The sequence below is a fragment of the Maribacter sp. R77961 genome, from assembly GCF_044594925.1.
In the GTDB taxonomy this organism is placed as follows: domain Bacteria; phylum Bacteroidota; class Bacteroidia; order Flavobacteriales; family Flavobacteriaceae; genus Maribacter.
Genome location: NZ_CP138991.1, coordinates 3,051,746 through 3,074,724, shown reverse-complemented (window position 1 = coordinate 3,074,724; position 22,979 = coordinate 3,051,746). Strand labels below are relative to the sequence as shown.

Sequence of the window (22,979 nt, the reverse complement as noted above, 5' to 3'; positions counted from 1 at the left end):
GGTATCCATCGATGTAGAAAACTTAAGAATGAAGTAGGAGCGGAGAACCTTTATTATAAGGTTGCTGAAGGAGAATTTTTACCAAAGCAGAAGCTACGATTATAGGTAATATCTTTCCTTGCCGTATAAGCGCCCTTAGCAATTGTAATACGGTCGATGAAATCGATTTTTTAAATGAAGCGAGTCGCTTTACGTCCTCAATCGTATCAATATCGTTGAGAACAGGTAATTGATATAAAAGGTTGTCCGTTTTGTCTAAAAGGGTAGAAATTCTATTGAACAGACTAAATCGTTGCCAAGGCAATCTTTTAAAAGTTTCTTGGTCAAAGTTTGCTTTATGAATTCCCATTAAGTAAAACCCGCCATCCATGGATGGTCCAAGTACAGTTTTCCCTGTTTCTAAGGCATTGCTCGCTTGGAGAAGATGAGCTGTACTTAGCTGCGGCGTATCGTTACCTATGGTAATAATATGCTCAAAACCGTTTTCAAAAACAGTCTGTATGGCCTTGGTAAATCGCTCACCAAATGTTTTCCCCTCTTGTTCCTGATCAGAAATATGAAAATAAGGAAGCCCTGTTCTTTTTACTTTTTGAAGCGTTTCTTGGGTGAGCTGGTCAAATAAAATGTCTCCCTTTAGGATAGGTTTAATTTGCATTTCCGTTTTGGCGGAATTGGCAAATACCAGAATAGCTGTGTTATTCGAACGTTTCAAGGAAAATCTTTTACTTAGCACTGTAAACTTACAATAAAAAGTACACTAGGCTTAGGTCGTAGCGTTAAAAATTTGATTACAGTTTGGTTCATAGTATTTTTCGCAAAACCGACTACAGCGTCTGTTTGCTGTTTTTTATTGGGCTGGCATAAAGTGATTCCTATCGTTATTATTTAAAAAAAACGTGTTGAAATCTATAGTTTTAGCTCCAAGTCACTTTTTAAATTGATAAAACAGATCGGTTAGTTTGTTGGTCTGAAACAAATTATGATGTCAACTAGCAGGTTTTGCCTTAAACCTTCTACTTTTGTAACTCAACAAAACCGATGATACGCCAAATGTTACTATCTAAATCTCTTGGTCTTGTCCTTTCTGGTGGAGGGGTGCGGGGTATGGCACATATTGGCGTTATTAAGGCCATGGAAGAATTTGGCTTGGAGGCTAAAATTGTTTCTGGTAGTAGTGTTGGTGCTTTGATTGGTGCCTTATACGCAAATGGAAATTCGGTTTTGGATATGATGCGCTTTTTTAAGGAGACACCACTTTTTAAATACAACTTCTTTGCTTTGGCCAAACCGGGATTAATTGATACGGAGCGTTATATCAATATTTTTAAAGCTTATTTTCCTCATGATAATTTCGCTGACTTAAAGAAAGAACTTCATGTAGTAGCAACGAACTTGGAACAGGGGGAGGAAGAATTTATTACTACAGGTGAACTTATAAAACCTTTATTGGCCTCTGCGGCCCTACCTCCTGTTTTTAGTCCGGTCAGTTATAAAGGTATGTTGTATGCCGATGGAGGAATTATGAATAATTTTCCAGCTGAACCTGTGGTGGACAAGGTAGATTTTGTAATCGGAAGTAATGTTTCCATTGTTTCGAAATTACAAAAGAAAGATTTGAATAATTCCCTTCAGTTAACGGGTAGGGTTACGGGTTTAATGATTTATGCTATCAACAGGCAAAAAATAGACAAATGTGATTTAGTATTTGAACCCCGAGAATTGGAACATATTGGAATTCTGGACAGAAAAGGTCTTGAAAAGGCCTATGCCATTGGTTATGAGACAGCAGTTAGGGAGTTTGAAAAAAAATCCCCCTAACCCCCGAAGGGGGGATTATTATCGGCTAGATGGAACATTGTCGCCATTATTAGCCGTAATAAAATTCTTTACTAACAAGTAAACATCTGAGTAAGAGTTCCCTCTTCGGGGATCAGGGGGATTAAACATCATCATAATCTACCGTTAAGATAGACGTAGTGGGATGTGCTTGGCAGGTAAGGATAAAGCCATCTGCAATTTCTCCGTCGGTCAGGATTTGATTTTTAACCATCTCTGCCTTACCATCTTTTACTTTAGCGATACAACTACTACAAACCCCACCTTGGCAGGAATACGGAGCATCAATATTTTCTTTCAGAACGGCATCTAGGACCAAGGTGCTTTTATCCATTGTTATTTCAAACTCCTCGTCATCAACAATGACTTTTACAGTGGCTTTCCCATCTTCCGTCACCGGCATTTCTTCTTTAATTTCAGAAGCGGTAAAGAGTTCAAAATGAATTTTGTCTTTAGAGATATCATTAGCAATCAGCGTGTCAGTAACCAAATGAATCATTTGTTCTGGTCCACATAAATAGTAGCCGTCAAAGCTTACATCTTTGTGTTTGTTTTTGAGGGCATAGTTCACGGTAGAAGTGTCTATGCGGCCAAATAAGGCTTTATCCTCTTTCGTTTGGCTATTGGTAAAGTAAATAAAAAACCTATTGGTATAATCGAGTTCCAGTTTTACTAAATCGGTATAAAACATGGCCTCTTCGTAAGATTTATTACCATAGACAAGAACAAATTTGTTCTTTGGATTACTGTCTAATACGGTTTTTGCAATACTCATAATAGGTGTAATACCGCTACCGGCAGCAAATGCCGCAATGTTTTTAGTTTCGGTAGATTTAAACGTGAAACGTCCTTCGGGCGGCATAACATCCAGTACATCGCCTACCTCTAATTTTGTATTTGCGTAGTCTGAAAATCCGCCACGGTCCACTTTTTTAATTCCAATGGTAATGTCTTCCTTGCTTGGCGAAGAACTTATGGAATATGCCCTGCGTAGTTCCGTACCTTTTATCTCTTTTTTTATTGTGATGTACTGACCAGCAGTAAATGCAAAAGTTTGAATGAGTTCCTTAGGAATAGCAAAAGTGACTGCTACCGCACTTGGGGTTAATTTTTTGATTGCTTTTACGGTTAGCGCATGAAAATCTGCCATAATCTCTTTCTTCTTTTAAATAGATTGTAAAATTAAGCAATGACAGAGCGATACAAAACGGAAAACAAAAAAAAACATACCTAGAATTCTTATGCATAAGAAAATTATGTATATTTGAGAGGAAGATGTTAGAGATTTGAGACGGAGTAAAAAGTCTAAGAGGTTCTTTTTTCTGTATAGAGGATTTCTTGTTAGGCATAAATCATTCCACTCTTTGGGCGGGGTCAGTTCAGGTCTTTAACAAAATAGTACAACAATAATAAGAGTTAACTTCCTCCCCTTTGGGGAGGCTAGTAGGGGACTATGGCAAATTCAAAATTATATAAAGGCAGTTTAAATACCATCATCTTAAAGTTGTTGGACGAAGAGGGCAAGATGTACGGCTATGAAATTACCCAAAAAGTGAAGGTTCTCACAAAAGGAGAGTTAAAAATAACCGAGGGCGCACTGTATCCGGCATTACACAAATTGGAGGCGGAAGGACTGCTGGATGTTGAGGTGGCGAAAGTGGATAATCGTTTAAGAAAGTATTATAAACTCACGGAACAGGGGCAAAAGGAAACCGTTAACCGTTTGGCCGAACTAGAGGAGTTTATACGAAGTATGCAGCAATTGGTAAATCCTAAATGGAGTATATCATGAGTGGTTTAACTACAGATCAATTATCAGATATTAAAGGCTATTTGGATGCAAAGGAGTTGTTTCATCTTGATTTAAGAAACGAAATCATAGATCATATTTCAGAAGGAATTTCTGCAGGGATGATGCATCAACAACTGAGTTTTGAGGACGCTTTTACCATAGAGAAACAAAAATGGCATGATGACTTACAAAGTCATTCGAGCTATTGGCTTGGCCTTTTGTGGATGGGGCCTAAGATTGTGATTCAAAAATGTGTGAAACATACTAAAATCTTGTATTTAAAAGCTGCTTTACCCGCTTTAGCAGCCCTTCTATTTTTCTATAGCACCGAAAATTTATGGAAGGAACAAATTTTAATAATCTTAAATTCATTAGTAGGAATTGTTTATATAGGTCTCTTTCTTCTCTTATTAATTTTAAAGTATAAAATAAAACAGACGGGTTATCAAACGTCGTTTAGTTTTCTCTATAAAATCAATGCCATTTCCTTTTCTTTTTTGTTGGTATTATATAATCCTATTCTTAGTAATATATTCAGTTTTATAAAAGAAGGTTCAATTTCATACGTGGCTTTGTTTATTCATGCCTTTACCCATGCCTTTTCTTGGTTTTTTGTTCAGTTTTACAAGGCTCATAGTCAAATTCAAAAAATTAAAATGGCATGAAATTGAGTCAAGAACAAATACAATATATAGATAACTATCTTCAATTTATTGGAGTTAAGTTTATTGATGTTCGAATAGAACTCATAGATCATTTGGCAACGGAATTTGAAACAGAATCCGAGTATGTTTTATTAGGGGATTTTTTAAGAACAAAAAGAAACTTTGCAAGAAAATTTGAAAAACAATGGGATAGAAGTAAACATTGGGGCTATCAGAAATCACTTCTGAAAAGGATAATGAGTTATTTTAGTTCTGTTAAAAACGTTTTTATTTTGCTGATGATTGGTTTCTCAATATTTCTTTCAATTGTAAGCTTAGAAGAAACTGTTGTCAAATTGTTATTCTTTATAAGCTTAATAACACCTCAAATAATTTATATGTATCTAGGACGTAAGCCAAAAGGTATGCATAAAAAAATATTATCTGCAAAATACATGGGTTCTATAATGGCTCTCCCGTCCATGTTTTTATACTTGTTGGGGTTAACTATTCCATTACTTAAGGAAAATACTATATGGTTTTTCTTTTATTGGTTTGCAGCTATGGTCTTCAATATTGCCGGCATACAAGAAGTGTTAAAATGTAAAAATCAGATACTAAAAAACTATAGCGATTTAATTAAGAATTAAATGACCTTAACCAAAGACCAAATACAAGAACTGTACAAGTTTACACGAGCCCATTATGTAGAGTACTATGATGTACAAACAGAGCTTGTAGATCACTTGGCCAATGGCATAGAGGCTCAATGGAAAGAGTATCCAAACTTGAGCTTTGAGGAGGCCAAGCAGAAGGAATTTAAAAAGTTTGGGGTGTTTGGTTTTATGGATGTAGTAACGGAGCGACAAAAAGTTATGTCTAAAAAGTATTATGGCATAATATTTAAATTTTTTAAAGCCTATTTTCAATTGCCAAAAATAATATTGACATTTTGTGTAATAGTCCTTTTGGCAATACTATTACAAAGGTTTCACCTAGGACACCTGCATTATTGGGTTTCAGGAATTTTACTTTTAGGGGTGTCTCCAATGCTTTTTTCTATGTGGATGCATTCTAAAAAATTAAAGAAAAAGAAAAGGAAATGGATGTTAGAAGATATGTTGTTTAATCATGTCGGTGTAGCCCAGCTATTAGTGCTTCCAATACATCTTTTCAATTTTGAGTATACAGCAACGGGTATTTTTGGTTTTTTGACTATTAGTCTCTTCATAGTTGTATTACTGTTATTGGTTTATGTCATCACTTTTGAGATTCCAACTAAAGCAGAAAAATTATTAGAAGAAACCTACCCAGAATACAAAATGACATAGTTTTTGTAACAAAATCTATTTTTCTGTTACCAATGAACAGAATATCATAAACCAACCTTTATGTTTAAAAAATTTGCAGCACTACAATGGAAGTCATTTTTTCGGTCTTCCAATTTTGGGAAGAGTCTTGGCTTAAAAATTATAATGGGATTTTTTGGGTTTATCATGCTCCTTTATCTCATAGGTGCGGGCGGCGGAATGTACTTTATTCTTCGTAAGCTATTTCCAGATGAGAATCCGATGTGGATAATTAGTCAATATTTTATTTATTGGGTGCTTATTGAGCTCTTTCTCCGGTATTTTATGCAAAAACTACCCGTAATGGACATCAAACCGTTTTTAACCACCCCAGTTAAGAAAAGTGCCATTGCGCATTATATATTAGGACGTTCGGGAGCTTCTATTTACAATTTATTGTCGCTGTTCTTCTTTGTGCCCTTCGCAATTGTCCTTTTAATTCAGGGATATCCCGCTTTGAATGTGATACTTTGGCTTATCGCTATTCTGGCGATTGTACTATGCGTTAATTACATTAATCTTTTGATCAATAAGAACGATAAAGCTTTAGTAGCCATAGTAGGTACTTTGGTAATCGGTTATGCGCTAGACTATTTTCAAATATTTTCAGTGAAGGAGTTTTTTGGCCCGATCTTTCATGCTTTGTATGCCTATCCTTTGACCGTTTTGGTGCCAGTGCTAATGGCTGTGCTCATCTACTACATCAATTTTAAATTTTTAAGCACTAAAATTTATTTGGATGCTAGTTTAAAGGCTAAAAGTACCGTGGCAAATACGAGCGACTTAGCATGGACTAAAAAGTTCGGAGAATTGGGAACTTTCCTGCAGTTAGATTTAAAGATGATATGGAGAAATAAACGAACCAAATCTCAAGTGTTCATCTCGCTACTATTCGTTTTTTACGGACTCATATTCTATACTCAAGATATTTATGCGGACATGATGCCCATGAAGGCCTTTTTAGGGGTTTTCATGACAGGGATATTCCTTAGTAATTTTGGACAGTTTATTCCAGCATGGGACAGTAGCTACTATTCGATGATGATGTCTCAGAATATTCCGTTACGAAAGTATTTGGAGTCCAAAGCGATGTTGATATCCGTTAGTGTTGTGGTCATGTTCTTGCTTACGATACCTTATATTTATTTCGGCTGGGAAGCTTTGGCGATTAACTTAGCCTGTGCATTATATAATCTGGGAGTAAATATACCGGTCATTTTATATTTTGGCTCCTTCAACAAAAAAAGAATAGAATTAGACCAGAGTCCGTTTGGGAACATGCAGGGAACCAGCGCAACACAGTTCTTGATTATGCTTCCTGTGTTAATAGCTCCTATCGTACTATTTTCAATTTTCTATTATGCTATTTCTTTTGAAGCCTCCGTTATTATTTTATCGGTATTAGGTATAGTTGGGTTTGCCATGAGGAATTATTTGCTGAATTCGGTAACCGAACAGTATCGAAAAAAGAAGTACGGAATGATTGCCGGATTTAAAGAAAAAAACAGCTAGTGAACGACTAGATTTAAGGCAACACAGTTTACATCATATTCGTGATAAATATAAAAGCAAGATTTTAACTTTAACGAGACATTTGAATTTTATACCATGATAAAAACAGAACACTTAACAAAGAAATACGGAAAACAAACTGTTCTAAATATTGACCATCTAGAAATTCCAAGAGGTCAAAGTTTTGGCCTTGTGGGTAATAATGGGGCTGGTAAAACCACGTTTTTCAGTTTGCTGCTAGATTTAATACAGCCCACATCCGGACATATTCTAAACAATGAGGTGCCAGTAAACACCAGTGAAGCATGGAAACCATTTACATCTTCCTTTATTGACGAAACGTTCTTGATTGGCTATTTAACTCCAGAGGAATATTTCTATTTTATTGGTGATCTTAGAGGAGCCAATAAAGCAGATGTAGATGGACTATTAGGGCAGTTCGACGATTTTTTCCATGGCGAGATATTAGGTCAAAAGAAATATTTGAGGGATTTATCCAAGGGAAATCAGAAAAAAGCAGGTATTGTAGCTTCTTTTATAGGAAATCCCGAAGTTGTTATTTTAGACGAGCCTTTCGCAAACTTGGACCCTACCACACAAATACGTTTAAAGAGTATTATAAAAGACCTTGCATCAAAGGACAATGTAACTGTTCTAGTATCTAGCCATGATTTAATCCATGTTACAGAGGTTTGTGAACGTATCGTAGTATTAAATAAGGGAGAAGTAGTAAAGGATATTCAAACCTCAACCGAAACTTTAAAGGAATTAGAAACCTTTTTTGCTGGGTAGTTTTGTTCAGAATCATTTACAGAACAAACATTTCATCGATATTTTACTCGATAATAAAGATTTAAATGCTCCGACACTTGCGTTGAAACTAAACGCGATTTTCCTTTTAATGCCTCGCGGGCATGCCCCGGGGTAGTTTACCAAGAATAGAAAAACCGACTTATGGGTCGGTTATTTGATAGCGGAGTAGTGTTAACTTTCTATAAAAAATCGTTGTTCAGGTAAAACCATAGCTAAAGGGTATTCTTTAGACCAACGAAACATTGCAAAATGCCAGCTACAAACTAATTAGTTTGTTGTAATACTTCTTGTAAAGGGAATGGGACTTAAAAAAATCATCCTTTTTGTCGATGAACTACATAATAATATGGCGGTTTTTAAGTTAACCATACATACGTATATAATTAATTTTGAAGCTTCAACACAAACTCATTATTGCTATTCTTTTTGGAGCACTGCTCTTTAATGCATGTTCCACTAAAAAAGATGCCTTTGTCAATAGAAATTGGCATGCGCTAAATACCAAGTACAATACCTTGTACAACGGTAATATTGCCTTTGAAGAGGGTAGGACTACGCTAAACGACACCTACCGCGACGATTACTGGGACATACTGCCTATTGAGCGCTTGGAGGTTTCGGGAGAAGTTAAGTTAGATTCGGAAGACAACAACCCTAATTTCCTAATTGCCGAGGAGAAAGCTACAAAAGCAATACAGCGTCATAGTATGGATATTAAGGATCGTGAGCGGAATCCTCAAACAGACGAAGCATTCCTATTGTTGGGGAAGGCACGTTATTTTGATGAACGTTACATCCCAGCCCTTGAATCATTTAACTATATTCTTAAAAAATATACCGACAGTGATAAGCTTAACGAGGCTACGATATGGCGGGAGAAGGTGAATATTCGATTACAGAACGAGGAATTGGCCATTAAGAATTTAAAACGTTTACAGAAGTTCGAGACACTTAAGGACCAAGAATATGCAGATGCGAGGTCTATGTTAGCACAGGCCTATATAAATTTGAACGCTCCGGATACCGCAATACAGCATTTAAAAGTAGCATCATACTACACCAAGAAGAACCCGGAGAAAGGTAGATATTACTACATTATTGGTCAGCTTTACAATCAATTGGGTCATAAAGACAGTGCTAACTATGCCTTTGATAAGGTTATTGAGTTGAACAGGAAATCACCTCGGGTGTACATGATCAATGCCGAAATCCAAAAAATACGGAATACGGAGATTACTGCTGAAAATCAACTGGAGGTGTTGGAGTATCTAACCGATTTGGAAGAGAATCGTGAAAACAGACCTTTTTTAGATAAGATTTTTAGGCAAGTCGCAGAGTTTCATTTGGAACAAGGGTCAGATAGTCTTGCTATCTCGTATTTTAACAAATCGTTGCGGGCCACGCAGAATCAACCCAAACTAAATGCCTTGAATTACGAAAACCTTGGGACCTATAACTTTGACCAGAATGAATATAAGACTGCTGGGGCTTATTATGATAGTGTGCTGACCAATCTTGATGAAAATACAAGAAAATACAGGGCTATAAAGAAGAAATTAGATAATCTTGAGGATGTTATTAAATATGAGGATATTGTACAGTATGCAGATAGTGTCATCACTATTTTTGAATTACCAAAGGATGATCAGATAGCTTATTTTGAAAACCATATTGAAGAATTAAAAGCTGCTAAGGAAGCAGCACAGAAGAAGGAAAAGGATAAAATAACCGAAGGATTTGCGGCTTTTGCAAAAAGCAAGGGAGGTAAGGAAAACAAAGGAAAATTCTATTTTTATAACATTACCAGTTTAGGCTATGGCCAGAACGACTTTAAAAATAAGTGGGGTAATCGGGAATTAGCGGATGATTGGCGCTGGTCTAACAAGGCGGTTTCGAACAACACGGCCACAACAGCTAATCCCGAAGAGGGAGCACCTGTTGCAGACCTTGCTTTATCTGAGGACGAAAAATTTTCCTTGGACTTCTATATGAGTAAGGTGCCTGCCGATATAACCGTGGTAGATAGTCTTAGAGCGGAACGCAACTTTGCCAATTACCAATTAGGGCTTATCTATAAAGAAAAATTCAAAGAGAATATTTTGGCGGTTGGAAAGTTAGAAAGTGTCTTGGCTTCCGATCCAGAAGAACGCTTAATACTTCCTTCTAAATACAATTTGTATAAAATTTATGAAGAAGAGGGGAGCGCTTTACAGGCCCAAATGAAAGCGGATATCGTTGCTAACCACGGTGATTCTCGTTATGCGGAAATATTGTTGAATCCACAAGCGGTATTATCTGATGCCTCCGATAGTCCTGAAAAGCGTTACGAAGCCTTATTTGAACAATACCGACAACAGGATTTTCTAAAGGTCATAACGGGTACAGAAGCAAATATCAACCGCTATACGGGCGACCCAATTGTCCCTAAGTTTGAAATGCTTAAGGCTAACGCAATAGGGAGATTACAAGGTTTCGAGGATTTTAAAGAAGCATTAAACTATGTTGCGTTAACGTATCCCAACAATCCAGAAGGAAAAAAAGCCGAACAAATGATAGCGGAACAACTTCCCAAGTTGGAGCCGAAGGATTTTTCTCCCGAGACCGACTCTAAAGGAACGGCCAACTGGAAAGTCATTTTTCCTTTTAAAAGAAGTAAAAATGAAAGCGCGCTAAAACTAATGAAACTGCTAGAAAAATCTATAGCGGATTTAAGATACAAGAATATTGTTTCCAAGGACATTTATAACTTGGAAGAACAATTTATAGTGGTACATGGCTTTAAATCCAAAGACTTTGCTCTTGGTTATGCAGAGCTATTAAAAAACAATAAGGATTATAAGGTTGCTGATGAGAATTTTGTAATTTTATCTGACAACTATAAGATTATTCAAGTACATAAGAATTTAGAAGCTTACAGAAATACACTTTTAACCCCAAAACCATGAGTACATGTTTTCAGATAAACAAAAACCTAGAGCTATGAACGAAATAGGAGGACAACCCAACAGAATTGAAAAGAACACTAAAATAAAAGGAGACATCGTTTCCGAAGCAGATTTTAGGATAGACGGGAAATTGGACGGTAACGTAAAAACCTCCGGTAAAGTGGTCATTGGTAAAGATGGCTATATCCACGGAAAAGTAGAATGCGTAAATGCAGATATTGAAGGCAGCTTTAATGGCGAACTTTTAGTCTCGGACTTACTTTCTTTAAAATCTTCGGCAGTAATCGAGGGAACAGTAACTGTTACCAAGTTGGCTGTAGAGCCAGGAGCTACCTTCAACGCTTCATGTAGTATGAAGGGCAAAGGTGGAGTAGGTTCTTCTTCAGGAAGCTTTAAGTCCTCAATGAGTGGAAACTCCAGCAATAAAAATGAACCAGCAAAAGCTTCCTAAGAAAAATAATCTTAAAAATGTCGCGATACTTTCTGGCATTGCTTTTGAAATGGGAGCTATAATTTTCCTCGCGGCCAAAGGAGGTATTTGGCTGGATGAATATTATGGAAACGAAAAACGAATTTGTACTGCAATTGCCACACTTTTAGGTGTGGCAATTTCTCTTTGGGTGGTACTGAAACAACTTAAAAATATAAAATATTGAAGATACGGTTACATCCTATTGTCCAATTTCTTCTTTTTCTAAGTATCTGCTTAACACTTTCTTTTTTAGCGCATACCTACATATTGGCGGCCAAGGGTTTGCCTAAGTACGATAATCTCATTGTAAAATCTTATGTGGTAAACGCCTTTTTGGCGGCAGCTATTTATATTTCACTTTATATTCTTCAAAAAAGGCTAAAGAATCAAATAGGCTTTTTATTTATGGGAGGTAGCTTTTTAAAATTTATATTTTTCTTCATCATATTTTATCCTGAGTACAGCGCAGATGACGATATGAATAAAGTAGAGTTTTCCGCATTTTTTGTGCCTTATGCTATTTCCTTAATAGTGGAGACAGTTTTTATGGCTAAAATGCTCAAAAAAATGGATTAAGGTGTTCTTGACTTCATACTTGTAAATAAAGTCTCATTTGCTTTTTTATTTTTACCATAATGACGTACATTTGCACCGATTTTTAGAGACCGATATTTTGAGCAATATGCGAAAAACATTTTTTTTCAAAGTTCTAGTAGCCATAGCTTTACTTCTTAGCTCCAATATTTTCGCCTTCGAGACCAAAGTGTCCTCCGATGAGCCAAAGCAGGACCTAAAAACGGAGATAAAGGAATACATTCAGCATCACCTGCAGGATTCACATGATTTTTCATTGTACTCTTACACTGACGAAAGTAGTGAACATCATTATGTTGGTGCCCCACTTCCTGTAATATTATGGGATAATGGTCTTAAGTTCTTTTCTTCTTCCAAATTTCATCACGGGGAGACCTTAGCCGAAGTAGACGGAAACTATTACAAATTATACCATAGTAAAATCTACAAGACTGACGCGGCCGGAACTATCAACTATGACGAAGAGCAGCACCCAACAAATGTAAAACCCATAGATTTCTCAATAACCAAAAGTGTGGTAATGATAATTATTACTTGCTTGTTAATGTTTTGGTTGTTTACAAGCTTAGCAAAATCATATGCGAAGAATGGAAGCGTTCCAACGGGTGTTGGTCGTTTCTTTGAGCCAATCGTAGTTTACATTAGGGATGATATTGCCAAGCCCAATATTGGAGAAAAGAAATATGCGAAATACATGCCATACCTATTAACTGTATTTTTCTTTATTTGGTTTTTGAATATTTTTGGACTTACCCCACTCGGTATAAACGTAACTGGAAATATAGCGGTAACCGTAGCCTTGGCATTAATCACTTTTTTATTGACCAATTTGACGGGGACAAAAGATTATTGGAAACATATTTTTGATCCATTGGGTGATACGATGCCTTGGTATGGTAAAATTCTTATTTATATTATACTAGTGCCAATTGAGGTGCTAGGAATTTTCATCAAACCATTTGCTTTGTTAATACGTTTGTATGCGAATATGCAGGCGGGTCACATTGTTTTAATGAGCTTGATTGGGTTGATGTTTATTTTTAAGAGCTGGTTGGGAAGTCCATTATCATTTGGCTTGGCGTTCGCTATTTCGCTCATTGAGATTTTGGTAGCTGTATTGCAGGCTTATATTTTTACGATGTTATCAGCCTTATATTTTGGTTTTGCAGCAGAAGAGCACGACCATGGTCATGATGATGAGCCTGAATTAGCTCATTTGTAGAATTGAATTTTTAATTTTTAAACTAGATATATTATGGAAATTCCAGCAATTGTAGGTGCAGGTTTAGCGGTTATCGGAGTAGGTATGGGAATTGGTAGAATCGGTGGTTCTGCCATGGATGCTATCGCTCGTCAGCCAGAAGCTTATGGTAAGATTCAAACAGCAATGTTGATCGCAGCAGCACTTATTGAAGGGATTGGTTTTGCTGCAATATTTGCATCTTAACAAATCTAAAGTTCATTGACCGTAACGGTTGGTTACGGTCAGTGTTCCTTAAAAATTAAAACAGATACAATTTATATTATGGAAAAATTATTGAATGAATTTTCTTTAGGGTTGTTTTTTTGGCAAACATTATTGTTTGTTGGCCTGTTGTTGTTGTTACGCAAGTTTGCATGGAAGCCAATACTGAACGCTGTAAATGAGCGTGAGGACGGTATAAAAAATGCTTTAGCAGCTGCGGAAAATGCCAAGAAAGAAATGCAAAATGTAACTGCGGATAGTGAGAATCTTTTAAAGGAAGCGCGTGCAGAGCGTGAGGCCTTATTAAAGGAAGCCAGGGAAATAAGAGAGAAGATGGTTGCGGATTCCAAGGAACAAGCAAAAATCGAGGGAGATAAGATGATACAGCAAGCCCAAGCAACAATTGAAAGCGAAAAGAAAGCGGCTGTAGCGGATATCAAAAGTCAGGTAGCTGAACTTTCTGTTTCTATTGCCGAAAAGGTAATAAAGTCGGAATTATCAGGTAAAGACAAGCAATTGAAGTTGGTGGACGAAATGTTGGGTGATATCAAATTGAATTAATAAGAATGAGCGAATCTAGAGCAGCCATACGTTATGCAAAAGCCATTTTGGATTTGGCAGTAGACAATAATGCTACTGACGCCGTTGAAAAAGATATGCGCGCTATTGTGGCTACAATTTCCGAAAGCAAGGAGTTAAGAGATATGTTGGCTAGTCCGGTTGTTTCCGGCACTGCTAAGAAAGAGGCACTTCACAAGATTTTCAAGGGAAGTAACGCTATTTCGGATGGGCTAACAACAATGTTGGTAGACAATAAGAGAGTGGCTATGTTAAACGAGGTTGCCCTAAAGTACATAATTCTAAATGAACAACTTAAAGGAAAGGATATAGCTTATGTTACTACTGCAGTTCCTATGAATGCCGCTTTGGAGAAAAAGGTTTTAAAGCAAGTAACCGCTATTACAGGAAAGGAAGTAAGTATAGAAAACAAAATTGATGAAAGTATCATCGGTGGATTCGTGTTACGTGTTGGAGATTTACAATATGATGCTAGTATCGCAAATAAATTGAATACTATTAAAAGAGAATTTACAAACAGTCTATAATAACTATTATCAGACGGTAAACGTTTTACGTTTTACGTCTTTTATCTTATATCTATTAAAAAATGGCAGGAGTAAAAGCCGCTGAGGTATCAGCAATTTTAAAGCAACAATTATCAGGTTTTGATGCAACCGCTACTTTAGATGAAGTAGGAACTGTATTGCAAGTAGGTGATGGTATCGCTAGGGTCTACGGTTTGGCAAACGCACAATACGGGGAGTTAGTTGAATTCGAAGGTGGTTTGGAAGGAATCGTCTTAAACTTGGAAGAAGATAATGTTGGTGTAGTACTTTTGGGACCGTCCAAATCTATTGGTGAAGGTGCCACTGTAAAACGTACGCAACGTATCGCATCTATCAATGTTGGTGAAGGAATTGTGGGTCGTGTGGTAAATACATTGGGAACTCCTATCGATGGTAAAGGACCTATTTCTGGGAAGACTTACGAAATGCCTTTGGAGCGTAAGGCACCTGGGGTTATTTTCCGTGAGCCGGTAACAGAGCCATTGCAGTCGGGTATCAAGGCAATTGATGCCATGATTCCAGTAGGTAGAGGACAACGTGAGTTGGTTATTGGTGACCGTCAAACAGGTAAGACAACGGTTTGTATCGATACTATCCTAAATCAAAAAGAATTTTACGATGCTGGCGAACCAGTTTATTGTATTTATGTAGCTATTGGTCAAAAAGCCTCTACCGTTGCCGGTATTGCACAGGTACTAGAAGACAAAGGCGCCATGGCTTATACAACTATTGTGGCCGCTAATGCTTCTGACCCAGCGCCAATGCAAGTTTATGCTCCTTTTGCAGGTGCATCTATTGGAGAATATTTTAGAGATACAGGTCGTCCTGCATTAATTATATATGATGATTTATCAAAACAAGCGGTTGCTTACCGTGAGGTTTCTTTATTATTAAGAAGACCACCGGGACGTGAGGCTTATCCTGGAGATGTTTTTTATCTACACTCTAGATTACTAGAGCGTGCCGCCAAAGTGATCAACAATGATGCGATTGCTAAGGAAATGAATGATTTGCCTGATGTTTTGAAGCCAATAGTAAAGGGTGGAGGTTCTTTAACCGCACTCCCAATTATTGAAACGCAAGCAGGTGATGTATCGGCATATATCCCAACGAACGTTATTTCAATTACAGACGGACAAATTTTCTTGGAGCAAGATTTATTCAACCAAGGTGTTCGTCCTGCTATTAACGTAGGTATTTCTGTATCGCGTGTTGGAGGTAACGCACAGATTAAATCCATGAAAAAAGTGGCAGGTACGTTAAAGTTAGATCAAGCACAGTTCCGTGAGTTGGAAGCCTTTGCTAAATTTGGTTCTGATTTGGACGCCGCTACATTAAATGTAATTGAAAAAGGGCGTAGAAACGTTGAAATCCTAAAGCAAGCGCAGAACGACCCTTTTACAGTAGAAGATCAAGTTGCAATTATATACGCAGGTTCTAAGAACCTTCTTAGAGATGTGCCTGTAGAGAAGGTAAAGGAATTTGAGCGGGATTTTATTGAATTCTTAAATGCGAAACATAGAGATGTTTTAGATACATTAAAAGCTGGAAAACTAACTGATGAAGTAACGGATACATTGACAGCAGTTTGTAAGGATCTTTCAGCTAAGTATAACTAGTTTGTAGAAATAAGTATGAGGTAGTAAGTGTTTAGAATCTATTGTTCTAACAACTAATTACTAATGACTAAATACTATATTAAATGGCCAATTTAAAGGAAATACGTAATAGAATAGCATCAGTTTCTTCAACTATGCAGATTACTAGTGCCATGAAAATGGTTTCTGCTGCGAAATTGAAAAAAGCACAAGATGCGATTACGGCCATGAGACCTTATGCAGACAAGCTTACGGAATTATTGCAGAGTTTAAGTGCAAGTTTGGATGCGGATTCTGGAAGTAAGTTTAGTGATAATCGCCCTGTGAACAAGGTATTGGTAGTAGGGATAACATCGAACAGAGGTCTTTGTGGTGCTTTCAATACCAATATACTTAAACAATGTACCTATTTAGCAGAGGAACTTTATGCCGGCAAACAGGTAGATTTTGTTGCTATTGGAAAGAAAGCGAATGACTTTTTAGGTAAGAAATATTCGGTTATTGCAAATCATAGTAAAATATATGACGACTTAACCTTTGATAACTCTGCCGAGGTTGCGGAGAGTTTAATGGAACAATTTACCAATGGTTCTTATGACCGTATTGAAATTGTTTACAACAAGTTTAAAAATGCAGCCACACAAATCGTGATGACGGAGCAATTTTTACCAATAGTTCCTATCGAAGGTGCGGAGAATGCCAATGCGGACTATATTTTTGAACCATCAAAAGAGGAAATAGTTGAACAATTAATACCAAAATCCTTAAAGACTCAGCTTTATAAAGGTATAAGAGATTCTTTTGCAAGTGAGCATGGTGCGCGTATGACAGCTATGCATAAAGCAACGGACAATGCAACGGAGCTTAGAGATCAGTTGAAATTAACATACAATAAAGCAAGACAGGCTGCTATTACCAATGAAATTTTAGAAATTGTTGGTGGTGCTGAGGCCTTGAATAATTAGACAAAGCAAGAGCGAAACGAGATAGCATGTTTATCGTATGGCTAAAATTATAAATATAACCCTGTGTTTAACACAGGGTTTCTTTTTTTAACCGATTTTTGCCATAGCCATGAAATCAAAGAAAACTGCACTTCTCTTTATTTTTATTACCATCCTTGTAGATGTAATCGGTATAGGCATTATTCTGCCTATAATTCCAGATTTGATAATGGAATTAACTGGGGAAGGTACTGCCATGGCCGTTATTTATGGCATGTGGCTAACAACCGCTTTTGCTGGGATGCAATTTTTATTTTCACCGGTTCTAGGAGAGATTTCCGATAGATTTGGAAGGCGTCCTATCCTCTTAATTGCACTTTTGGGATTAAGTATAGATTATTTAATCCATGCATGGGCGCCAAGCATTACCTGGTTGTTTTTAGGAAGATTTTTAGCCGGTATAACAGGGGCAAGTTTTACAGTGGCATCAGCTTATATTGCGGACATAAGTACAAAGGAAGAAAAGGCTAAGAATTTTGGACTCATAGGAGCGGCATTTGGCCTGGGCTTTATCATTGGACCAGGGATTGGCGGTTTTTTTGGTGAAATAGATATTAGACTACCTTTTTATATCGCGGCCGGTTTAACCTTTGCAAACTTTATTTTTGGGTACTTCTTTGTGCCTGAATCGTTGACTCCTGAAAATCGTAGACCTATTAATCTTTTGAAAATGATTCCGGGCGTTTCCTTGGTGAGTCTTAGAAATTACAAAGGCGTACTCCTTTTAATCTTAGCTTTTTTCTTGGCCAATCTCGCAGGTCAGGCACTACCCTCTACATGGTCTTATTATGGTATTGAACGTTATGACTGGAGCCCAAGGGAAATAGGGGTTTCTCTTATGGTGGTAGGGCTTCTGGTGGCTATAGCCCAAGGATTTTTAGTAGGGGTGCTCGTGAAAAAATTTGGTAAAAGAACCGTTATTATCTCAGGATTCCTATTATGGACAATCGGAATGTTTCTGTTCTCTTTGGCATCCGAACCATGGATGTTATATGCATTTTTAATTCCTTATGCCCTAGGAGGTGTTGCCGGACCAACTGTACAAGGAGTAATATCCAATCAGGTTTCTGAAAAGGAGCAGGGTAATCTACAGGGAGCCATAACAGGGCTGGTGAGTGTTACGGCAATATTGGGTCAACTAATTTTCTCTCCCGTCTTCTATTATTTCATTCGCCCTGAGAGTGCCATTTATTATCCTGGTGCTTCGTACACACTAGCTGCTTTTTTCTTATTGATTGCCTTTCTATTTGCCGTACTGGCCATGAAACGCATGAATCTTTCGGACGAGGAAACGGAAATAGCTTAGCGTTTTCCTTCGACTTCATCATTTTTAGAGCGATTTATTTACGCATCATGAAAAGTTTTTTGATTTCCGGCCATAATAGATGTAACATTTTTAAAATATAGCATCTAAAGGAAAAATCAATAAAAACTTATAAAATGAAAACAATTCGAAGAATTCTAATGCTAAGTATTTTACTAGCTACTTTCTATAGTACAGCCCAAGATTATCCTTTTGAAGTAACCGTGAAAGGTGAGGGCCAACCGATTCTCCTTTTTCCAGGATTCACTTGTACTGGAGAAGTTTGGGAAGCTACTGTAGTAGAACTTTCTAAAAACTATCAATGTCATATTTTTACATTTGCTGGTTTTGGGGAAGTTCCAGCAATTGACAAGCCCTGGCTGTCAAAGATTAAAGAAGGCATAGAAGGCTATGTGAAAAATCAGAATCTCAAAAGCCCAATTGTTTTAGGACATAGTTTGGGTGGAACTTTAGGACTTTGGCTGGCTACGGAAAAAGGCCATTTCTTTTCAAAAATAATTGTAGTAGATGCGCTACCCGCTGCAGGAGCACTCATGATACCTAATTTTGATAGTGAAGCTTTGGCCTATGAAAGTCCATGGAACAAACAAATGCTTGCGATGGACACCAAGGCGTTTGAAGCAATGGCACAACAGATGGCTTCGGGAATGACCTTAAATAAAGAGAAACAGGAACTAGTGAAGCGTTGGATGCTACAAGCAGATAGGGAAACCTATGTTTATGGATATACAGACCTCTTAAAGCTTGATTTGAGACAAGATATCGCCAAAATAGATATTCCGGTCAGCATCTTGGCCGCAACACATCCATATGGCTTAGAAATGGTAAAAAATACCTACGCAACGCAGTATGCTAATCTGGGAAACTATAAAATAGAATTTGCAGAAGGAGCTGCGCATTTTATTATGTACGATAATCCTAGTTGGTTTCAAGAAAAATTGTTTCATAGCTTAGAGAACTAATGACCCCAAAAGAAAAAAAATACAAAGAAATTTATAAGGAAAATTATCCCAAAGTGATGCGTTTATGTATGGGATACGTTTCAGGAAACCATGCCTTGGCCAAAGATGTAGTACAGGATGTATTTATCAAGATTTGGGAGAACTTGGAACAGTTTAGAAATGAAAGTGGTATTGGCACATGGATTTATAGAATTACTGTAAATACTTGTCTTACCCAACTTAGGAACCAAAAGAAGTATGCAAATAACTATGATGTAAAAGATATTCCTGAACTCCATGAAGCCTATTCGGGAGAGGAAAAACATCAAATGCTAGTACAGTTATATACCTGTATCAATAAACTATCTGAAACCAATAAGGCTATTATTTTATTAGAACTTGAAGGTTTGCCACAAAAACAAATTTCAGATATCATAGGGATAAAACACGAAGCGATTCGTACGCGGATACATCGTATTAAAAGTCAATTAACGAAATGTGTAAACAATGAATAATTTTGAAGAATTACAATCTAATTGGAAGAATCAGGAGACAGATAAGGCCACTGAAACAGGGTTTAACGAGGTTCTAAGAGGCGCTAAAAGAATAAAGAATAAACAAAGAATTACGAACATTATCTTGGGAATTACAGTCGTGATTTTGATTTCATTTTTTATCTATATCTCTGGATATAAAAATAATCAAGTAATCTTAGGATTGTCGTTAATGGTAGGCACACTGATTATGCGTATGCTATTGGAAATCCTTAGTATAAAGAAATTAAAACAAATGAATTCGCTTTTAGATCATAAGGCCTACAAGCAAGAGTTAATTTGCTATTACGAACAACGAAAGAATGTACATTTCATATGGACACCCTTAACTGTCCTTGGTTATGTAGCTGGTTTCTTGATATTATTACCATTATTTAAAGCTAATTTATCTTCTGGATTTTATAGCTATATCATTGTATCGGGTATCATATCCTTAATAGTTTTGACTGTTTTTATTGCTAAACAAATACAAAATGAAATACAGGAGATAAGAAGACTAAAAGAATAGCCGCTGCTTTGTAATACATAAATCGGCACTACTTTTGGTTTGATATGACGTAGGTGTAATTAATACATATTCACATATCTTTACAAAAATCAAATAGGAACTGTACATGAAACATTTTAAATACATTATTTGCATTATGCTATTGGGACTTTTCAGTTGTTCATCGCAAAAAAAAATACAAACAGAAACTCCTTTTGAGTTAGGTAGTGCAACTTGTCAAGCATATATTGGAGGTATGGAAAACAGTGGAAATGGACTTTCTATAAAAATCCCTGTTACCATAGATGAGGCCAGTACTTTGGAAATGAAAGAAATTTATTTTCGTGGTAAGCAAGCATCCATAACTATGGAACAAATAGATGGTGCAAATTACGCTATAGCTAAAATACCGAACTCAAAAGGAGGTTCAGCCGAAACAATAGCATTAGCATTAGAAGCTACTGAAGCCGTTCTTAGTTATACTGAAAATGGAAAGTTAAAATACACTAAGGTAACAGGGATAAAAGAAAAACAACCCTTATTGTATAAGGGGAAACCAAAAAACTAACTTTGTTTAACCACCGCAATTAGGTACTTTTGAACCCTTAATGTAAGGTGTTTGAATCCGCTCAAAAAACTTTTTAAGCAAACGGCCATTTATGGCTTGGCAACCGTTTTACCTAGGATGCTATCATTTTTGCTTGTACCCATCTATACTGCTGTAATGCCGCCGGGTACTTATGGTGAGGTTACCCTTATTTTTTCATGGTTTGCAATTTTTAATGTTTTCCTGGCCTATGGAATGGAAACAGCCTTTTTTCGTTTTTATAAAGAAGCGGAAAATAGGACCAATGTAATAGCTACCTCGCTTATTTCATTAGGGGTTTCAACGCTGTTATTCGTATTGGTTGGTCTTGTCTTCAAAGGAAGTATTGCGACCGCATTAAATATAGATACGGTTTACATGAATTATGTGCTCGGAATCTTGGCTTTGGACGCTTTGGTAATAATACCATTTGCCATGTTAAGAGCAAATGAAAAACCTATGCGCTATGCAGTAATAAAAATATTGAATGTAGCTATTAATTTAGGTCTTAACCTCTTTTTCTTACTACTGTTGCCTAAAATGGCTCAGGGAGAAACTTCGAGTATTTTTAGTGGAATCTACATTCCAAATTTTGAAATCTCTTACATCTTAATCTCCAATCTTATTGCAAGTGCCGTTACTTTGGTTTTAATGCTCGGCGTTTACAAAAGACGTTCCTACAGCTTCGATAGTATTTTATGGCGTAGAATGTTAACTTACGCCATGCCAGTCATGGTAGCGGGCATTGCATTTACGATAAATGAGGTTTTTGATAGATACCTACTATCACAGTTGCTTCCTGAAGCTATAGCGAAAAGTGAAATGGGAAAATATTCTGCTTGCTACAAGCTGGCACTTTTCATGACCTTGTTCGCCACGGCTTTTAGAATGGGAATAGAACCATTTTTCTTTAGTCATTCGGACACGAAAAACCCGCAGAAGGCCTATGCCCAAATTACCAATTATTTTGTGGTTTTGGGCAGTATTATTCTGTTGACCGTTGTTGTTTTTGCCGATGTTTTAAAGCGGTTGATTGTATTAGACGAGTCGTATTGGGATGCCATGTCCATTGTGCCATTAATAGTGTTGGCCAGTTTTTTCTTAGGTATTTATCATAACCTATCCGTATGGTATAAAGTTACGGATCGCACAAAATTCGGAGCGTATATCTCCATGATCGGGGCTGTGCTTACCATCATTATTAACTTTGTCTTTATTCCTTATTTTGGGTATATGGCTTCTGCCGTTGCTACACTGATCGCATATGGTACAATGATGCTATTGTCCTTTTATTTTGGACGTATGTATTATCCCATACCTTATAATTTTAGAAAAATTATCTTTTATTTAGGAATCTCCATCTTGTTTTCTATCCTATCATTTTACATTTTTGATAGAAACCTTTTCGTGGGAATAACATTATTGCTGATTTTCCTTGGACTAACATATAGATTGGAAGGTGAAAATCTCAAAAAAATAATCATTAAAAAATGAATATAAAAATCATCAACAAATCGCAACATGTCTTACCACATTACGAAACTGGGGCATCTGCCGGGATGGATTTAAGAGCAAGTATTCAGGAGCCTGTAGTGTTACGGCCTATGGAGCGTACAATTATAAAAACAGGGCTTTTCATGGAGATTCCGGTCGGTTTTGAAGCACAAGTGAGACCTAGAAGTGGATTAGCAGCTAAAAAAGGAATCACCGTATTAAATGCTCCTGGCACAATTGATGCGGACTATAGAGGCGAAGTAGGGGTTATATTGATAAACCTCTCGAATGAGGCGTTTACCATTGAAAACGGGGAGCGTATTGCCCAAATGGTCATCGCAAAACATGAGCGTGCAGAATGGGAAGAGGTTCAGGAATTATCTGATACGGCTAGAGGGCAAGGTGGTTTTGGTAGCACCGGGGTGAAGTAAAAGCCCCCTCA

Annotated in this window: 26 protein-coding genes; 24 read left to right on the top strand and 2 right to left on the bottom strand. The window is 36.9% G+C overall.

Annotated features, from left to right (window positions below; all coding sequences use genetic code 11):
• Positions 1-22 precede the first annotated feature (22 nt).
• A complete protein-coding gene (locus SJY09_RS13240; RefSeq protein ID WP_396636196.1) occupies positions 23-712 on the bottom strand; it encodes a DUF2064 domain-containing protein in 690 nt (229 codons plus the stop codon).
• Between the two features lie 338 nt (positions 713-1,050).
• On the opposite strand from SJY09_RS13240, the gene SJY09_RS13235 reads away from it, so the two are divergent.
• Positions 1,051-1,818 carry a patatin-like phospholipase family protein gene (locus SJY09_RS13235; RefSeq protein ID WP_396636195.1) on the top strand — a complete coding sequence of 256 codons (768 nt, stop codon included), beginning with the start codon at positions 1,051-1,053 and terminating at the stop codon, positions 1,816-1,818.
• A 121-nt stretch (positions 1,819-1,939) separates the two neighbouring features.
• Here the strand turns inward: SJY09_RS13235 and SJY09_RS13230 are convergent, their stop codons facing one another.
• Entirely contained in the window at positions 1,940-2,986 is a 1,047-nt protein-coding gene (locus tag SJY09_RS13230; RefSeq protein ID WP_396636194.1) for a 2Fe-2S iron-sulfur cluster-binding protein, read from the bottom strand.
• A gap of 303 nt (positions 2,987-3,289) precedes the next feature.
• Between SJY09_RS13230 and SJY09_RS13225 the strand changes: the two genes are divergently transcribed.
• The 23 genes from SJY09_RS13225 to dut all read left to right on the top strand — a co-directional run bounded on the left by SJY09_RS13225 (position 3,290) and on the right by dut (position 22,968).
• The gene (locus SJY09_RS13225) at positions 3,290-3,628 is read left to right on the top strand and encodes a PadR family transcriptional regulator (protein WP_396636193.1); all 339 of its coding nucleotides are present in this window, start codon (positions 3,290-3,292) and stop codon (positions 3,626-3,628) included.
• On the top strand, positions 3,625-4,293 hold the full coding sequence (locus tag SJY09_RS13220; RefSeq protein WP_396636192.1) for a hypothetical protein: 669 nt from the start codon (positions 3,625-3,627) through the stop codon (positions 4,291-4,293). Before SJY09_RS13225 ends, SJY09_RS13220 begins: the two co-directional genes overlap by 4 nt.
• A gap of 2 nt (positions 4,294-4,295) precedes the next feature.
• Positions 4,296-4,922, top strand: a complete 627-nt coding sequence (locus SJY09_RS13215; protein WP_396636191.1) for a hypothetical protein — start codon at positions 4,296-4,298, stop codon at positions 4,920-4,922.
• Positions 4,923-5,603, top strand: coding sequence for a hypothetical protein (locus SJY09_RS13210; protein ID WP_396636190.1), 681 nt, complete (start codon positions 4,923-4,925; stop codon positions 5,601-5,603).
• 60 nt (positions 5,604-5,663) lie between these two features.
• Positions 5,664-7,133, top strand: a complete 1,470-nt coding sequence (locus SJY09_RS13205; protein ID WP_396636189.1) for a DUF5687 family protein — start codon at positions 5,664-5,666, stop codon at positions 7,131-7,133.
• A gap of 96 nt (positions 7,134-7,229) precedes the next feature.
• The gene (locus SJY09_RS13200) at positions 7,230-7,925 is read left to right on the top strand and encodes an ABC transporter ATP-binding protein (protein ID WP_396636188.1); all 696 of its coding nucleotides are present in this window, start codon (positions 7,230-7,232) and stop codon (positions 7,923-7,925) included.
• A gap of 410 nt (positions 7,926-8,335) precedes the next feature.
• Positions 8,336-10,891: a tetratricopeptide repeat protein gene (locus tag SJY09_RS13195; protein ID WP_396636187.1), complete on the top strand. Its 2,556-nt coding sequence runs from the start codon at positions 8,336-8,338 to the stop codon at positions 10,889-10,891.
• Positions 10,892-10,895: 4 nt separating this feature from the next.
• On the top strand, positions 10,896-11,342 hold the full coding sequence (locus tag SJY09_RS13190) for a polymer-forming cytoskeletal protein (protein ID WP_396636186.1): 447 nt from the start codon (positions 10,896-10,898) through the stop codon (positions 11,340-11,342).
• A complete protein-coding gene (locus SJY09_RS13185; protein ID WP_396636185.1) occupies positions 11,320-11,547 on the top strand; it encodes an AtpZ/AtpI family protein in 228 nt (75 codons plus the stop codon). Before SJY09_RS13190 ends, SJY09_RS13185 begins: the two co-directional genes overlap by 23 nt.
• Complete coding sequence (locus tag SJY09_RS13180) at positions 11,544-11,939, top strand: DUF6168 family protein (RefSeq protein ID WP_396636184.1); 396 nt, start codon at positions 11,544-11,546, stop codon at positions 11,937-11,939. Before SJY09_RS13185 ends, SJY09_RS13180 begins: the two co-directional genes overlap by 4 nt.
• A 106-nt stretch (positions 11,940-12,045) precedes the next feature.
• Positions 12,046-13,179, top strand: a complete 1,134-nt coding sequence (gene atpB / locus SJY09_RS13175) for a F0F1 ATP synthase subunit A (RefSeq protein ID WP_396636183.1) — start codon at positions 12,046-12,048, stop codon at positions 13,177-13,179.
• Positions 13,180-13,212: 33 nt separating this feature from the next.
• Positions 13,213-13,404, top strand: coding sequence for an ATP synthase F0 subunit C (atpE, locus tag SJY09_RS13170; protein WP_164721464.1), 192 nt, complete (start codon positions 13,213-13,215; stop codon positions 13,402-13,404).
• 78 nt (positions 13,405-13,482) lie between these two features.
• Positions 13,483-13,983, top strand: a complete 501-nt coding sequence (locus tag SJY09_RS13165; RefSeq protein WP_396636182.1) for a F0F1 ATP synthase subunit B — start codon at positions 13,483-13,485, stop codon at positions 13,981-13,983.
• 5 nt (positions 13,984-13,988) lie between these two features.
• Positions 13,989-14,528 carry an ATP synthase F1 subunit delta gene (atpH, locus tag SJY09_RS13160; RefSeq protein ID WP_396636181.1) on the top strand — a complete coding sequence of 180 codons (540 nt, stop codon included), beginning with the start codon at positions 13,989-13,991 and terminating at the stop codon, positions 14,526-14,528.
• Positions 14,529-14,590: 62 nt separating this feature from the next.
• The gene (gene atpA, locus SJY09_RS13155; RefSeq protein ID WP_396636180.1) at positions 14,591-16,168 is read left to right on the top strand and encodes a F0F1 ATP synthase subunit alpha; all 1,578 of its coding nucleotides are present in this window, start codon (positions 14,591-14,593) and stop codon (positions 16,166-16,168) included.
• A gap of 83 nt (positions 16,169-16,251) precedes the next feature.
• Positions 16,252-17,112 (top strand): ATP synthase F1 subunit gamma, encoded by an 861-nt coding sequence (gene atpG / locus SJY09_RS13150; RefSeq protein WP_396636179.1) that lies wholly within the window; start codon positions 16,252-16,254, stop codon positions 17,110-17,112.
• Between the two features lie 109 nt (positions 17,113-17,221).
• Positions 17,222-18,457: a TCR/Tet family MFS transporter gene (locus tag SJY09_RS13145; protein ID WP_396636178.1), complete on the top strand. Its 1,236-nt coding sequence runs from the start codon at positions 17,222-17,224 to the stop codon at positions 18,455-18,457.
• Between the two features lie 134 nt (positions 18,458-18,591).
• Positions 18,592-19,437 (top strand): alpha/beta fold hydrolase, encoded by an 846-nt coding sequence (locus SJY09_RS13140; RefSeq protein WP_396636177.1) that lies wholly within the window; start codon positions 18,592-18,594, stop codon positions 19,435-19,437.
• The gene (locus SJY09_RS13135; protein WP_396636176.1) at positions 19,437-19,931 is read left to right on the top strand and encodes an RNA polymerase sigma factor; all 495 of its coding nucleotides are present in this window, start codon (positions 19,437-19,439) and stop codon (positions 19,929-19,931) included. The genes SJY09_RS13140 and SJY09_RS13135 overlap by 1 nt, the downstream gene beginning before the upstream one ends.
• A complete protein-coding gene (locus tag SJY09_RS13130; protein WP_396636175.1) occupies positions 19,924-20,478 on the top strand; it encodes a hypothetical protein in 555 nt (184 codons plus the stop codon). Before SJY09_RS13135 ends, SJY09_RS13130 begins: the two co-directional genes overlap by 8 nt.
• Positions 20,479-20,584: 106 nt before the next feature.
• A complete protein-coding gene (locus SJY09_RS13125; protein ID WP_396636174.1) occupies positions 20,585-21,025 on the top strand; it encodes a hypothetical protein in 441 nt (146 codons plus the stop codon).
• 51 nt (positions 21,026-21,076) lie between these two features.
• Entirely contained in the window at positions 21,077-22,537 is a 1,461-nt protein-coding gene (locus tag SJY09_RS13120; RefSeq protein ID WP_396636173.1) for a lipopolysaccharide biosynthesis protein, read from the top strand.
• Positions 22,534-22,968, top strand: coding sequence for a dUTP diphosphatase (dut, locus tag SJY09_RS13115; protein ID WP_396636172.1), 435 nt, complete (start codon positions 22,534-22,536; stop codon positions 22,966-22,968). Before SJY09_RS13120 ends, dut begins: the two co-directional genes overlap by 4 nt.
• Positions 22,969-22,979: the final 11 nt, after the last annotated feature.

Excerpts from the sequence above, each read along its gene's own strand:
- atpH (WP_396636181.1), top strand. The coding sequence starts at position 13,989 with ATGAGCGAATCTAGAGCAGCCATACGTTATGCAAAAGCCATTTTGGAT.
- SJY09_RS13165 (WP_396636182.1), top strand. The coding sequence starts at position 13,483 with ATGGAAAAATTATTGAATGAATTTTCTTTAGGGTTGTTTTTTTGGCAA.
- atpA (WP_396636180.1), top strand. The coding sequence starts at position 14,591 with ATGGCAGGAGTAAAAGCCGCTGAGGTATCAGCAATTTTAAAGCAACAA.
- SJY09_RS13210 (WP_396636190.1), top strand. The coding sequence starts at position 4,923 with ATGACCTTAACCAAAGACCAAATACAAGAACTGTACAAGTTTACACGA.
- SJY09_RS13145 (WP_396636178.1), top strand. The coding sequence starts at position 17,222 with ATGAAATCAAAGAAAACTGCACTTCTCTTTATTTTTATTACCATCCTT.
- SJY09_RS13205 (WP_396636189.1), top strand. The coding sequence starts at position 5,664 with ATGTTTAAAAAATTTGCAGCACTACAATGGAAGTCATTTTTTCGGTCT.
- atpE (WP_164721464.1), top strand. The coding sequence starts at position 13,213 with ATGGAAATTCCAGCAATTGTAGGTGCAGGTTTAGCGGTTATCGGAGTA.
- atpG (WP_396636179.1), top strand. The coding sequence starts at position 16,252 with ATGGCCAATTTAAAGGAAATACGTAATAGAATAGCATCAGTTTCTTCA.
- dut (WP_396636172.1), top strand. The coding sequence starts at position 22,534 with ATGAATATAAAAATCATCAACAAATCGCAACATGTCTTACCACATTAC.
- SJY09_RS13225 (WP_396636193.1), top strand. The coding sequence starts at position 3,290 with ATGGCAAATTCAAAATTATATAAAGGCAGTTTAAATACCATCATCTTA.
- SJY09_RS13230 (WP_396636194.1), bottom strand. The coding sequence starts at position 2,986 with ATGGCAGATTTTCATGCGCTAACCGTAAAAGCAATCAAAAAATTAACC.
- SJY09_RS13190 (WP_396636186.1), top strand. The coding sequence starts at position 10,896 with ATGTTTTCAGATAAACAAAAACCTAGAGCTATGAACGAAATAGGAGGA.
- SJY09_RS13235 (WP_396636195.1), top strand. The coding sequence starts at position 1,051 with ATGTTACTATCTAAATCTCTTGGTCTTGTCCTTTCTGGTGGAGGGGTG.
- SJY09_RS13140 (WP_396636177.1), top strand. The coding sequence starts at position 18,592 with ATGAAAACAATTCGAAGAATTCTAATGCTAAGTATTTTACTAGCTACT.
- SJY09_RS13200 (WP_396636188.1), top strand. The coding sequence starts at position 7,230 with ATGATAAAAACAGAACACTTAACAAAGAAATACGGAAAACAAACTGTT.
- SJY09_RS13125 (WP_396636174.1), top strand. The coding sequence starts at position 20,585 with ATGAAACATTTTAAATACATTATTTGCATTATGCTATTGGGACTTTTC.
- SJY09_RS13185 (WP_396636185.1), top strand. The coding sequence starts at position 11,320 with ATGAACCAGCAAAAGCTTCCTAAGAAAAATAATCTTAAAAATGTCGCG.
- SJY09_RS13220 (WP_396636192.1), top strand. The coding sequence starts at position 3,625 with ATGAGTGGTTTAACTACAGATCAATTATCAGATATTAAAGGCTATTTG.
- atpB (WP_396636183.1), top strand. The coding sequence starts at position 12,046 with ATGCGAAAAACATTTTTTTTCAAAGTTCTAGTAGCCATAGCTTTACTT.
- SJY09_RS13135 (WP_396636176.1), top strand. The coding sequence starts at position 19,437 with ATGACCCCAAAAGAAAAAAAATACAAAGAAATTTATAAGGAAAATTAT.
- SJY09_RS13130 (WP_396636175.1), top strand. The coding sequence starts at position 19,924 with ATGAATAATTTTGAAGAATTACAATCTAATTGGAAGAATCAGGAGACA.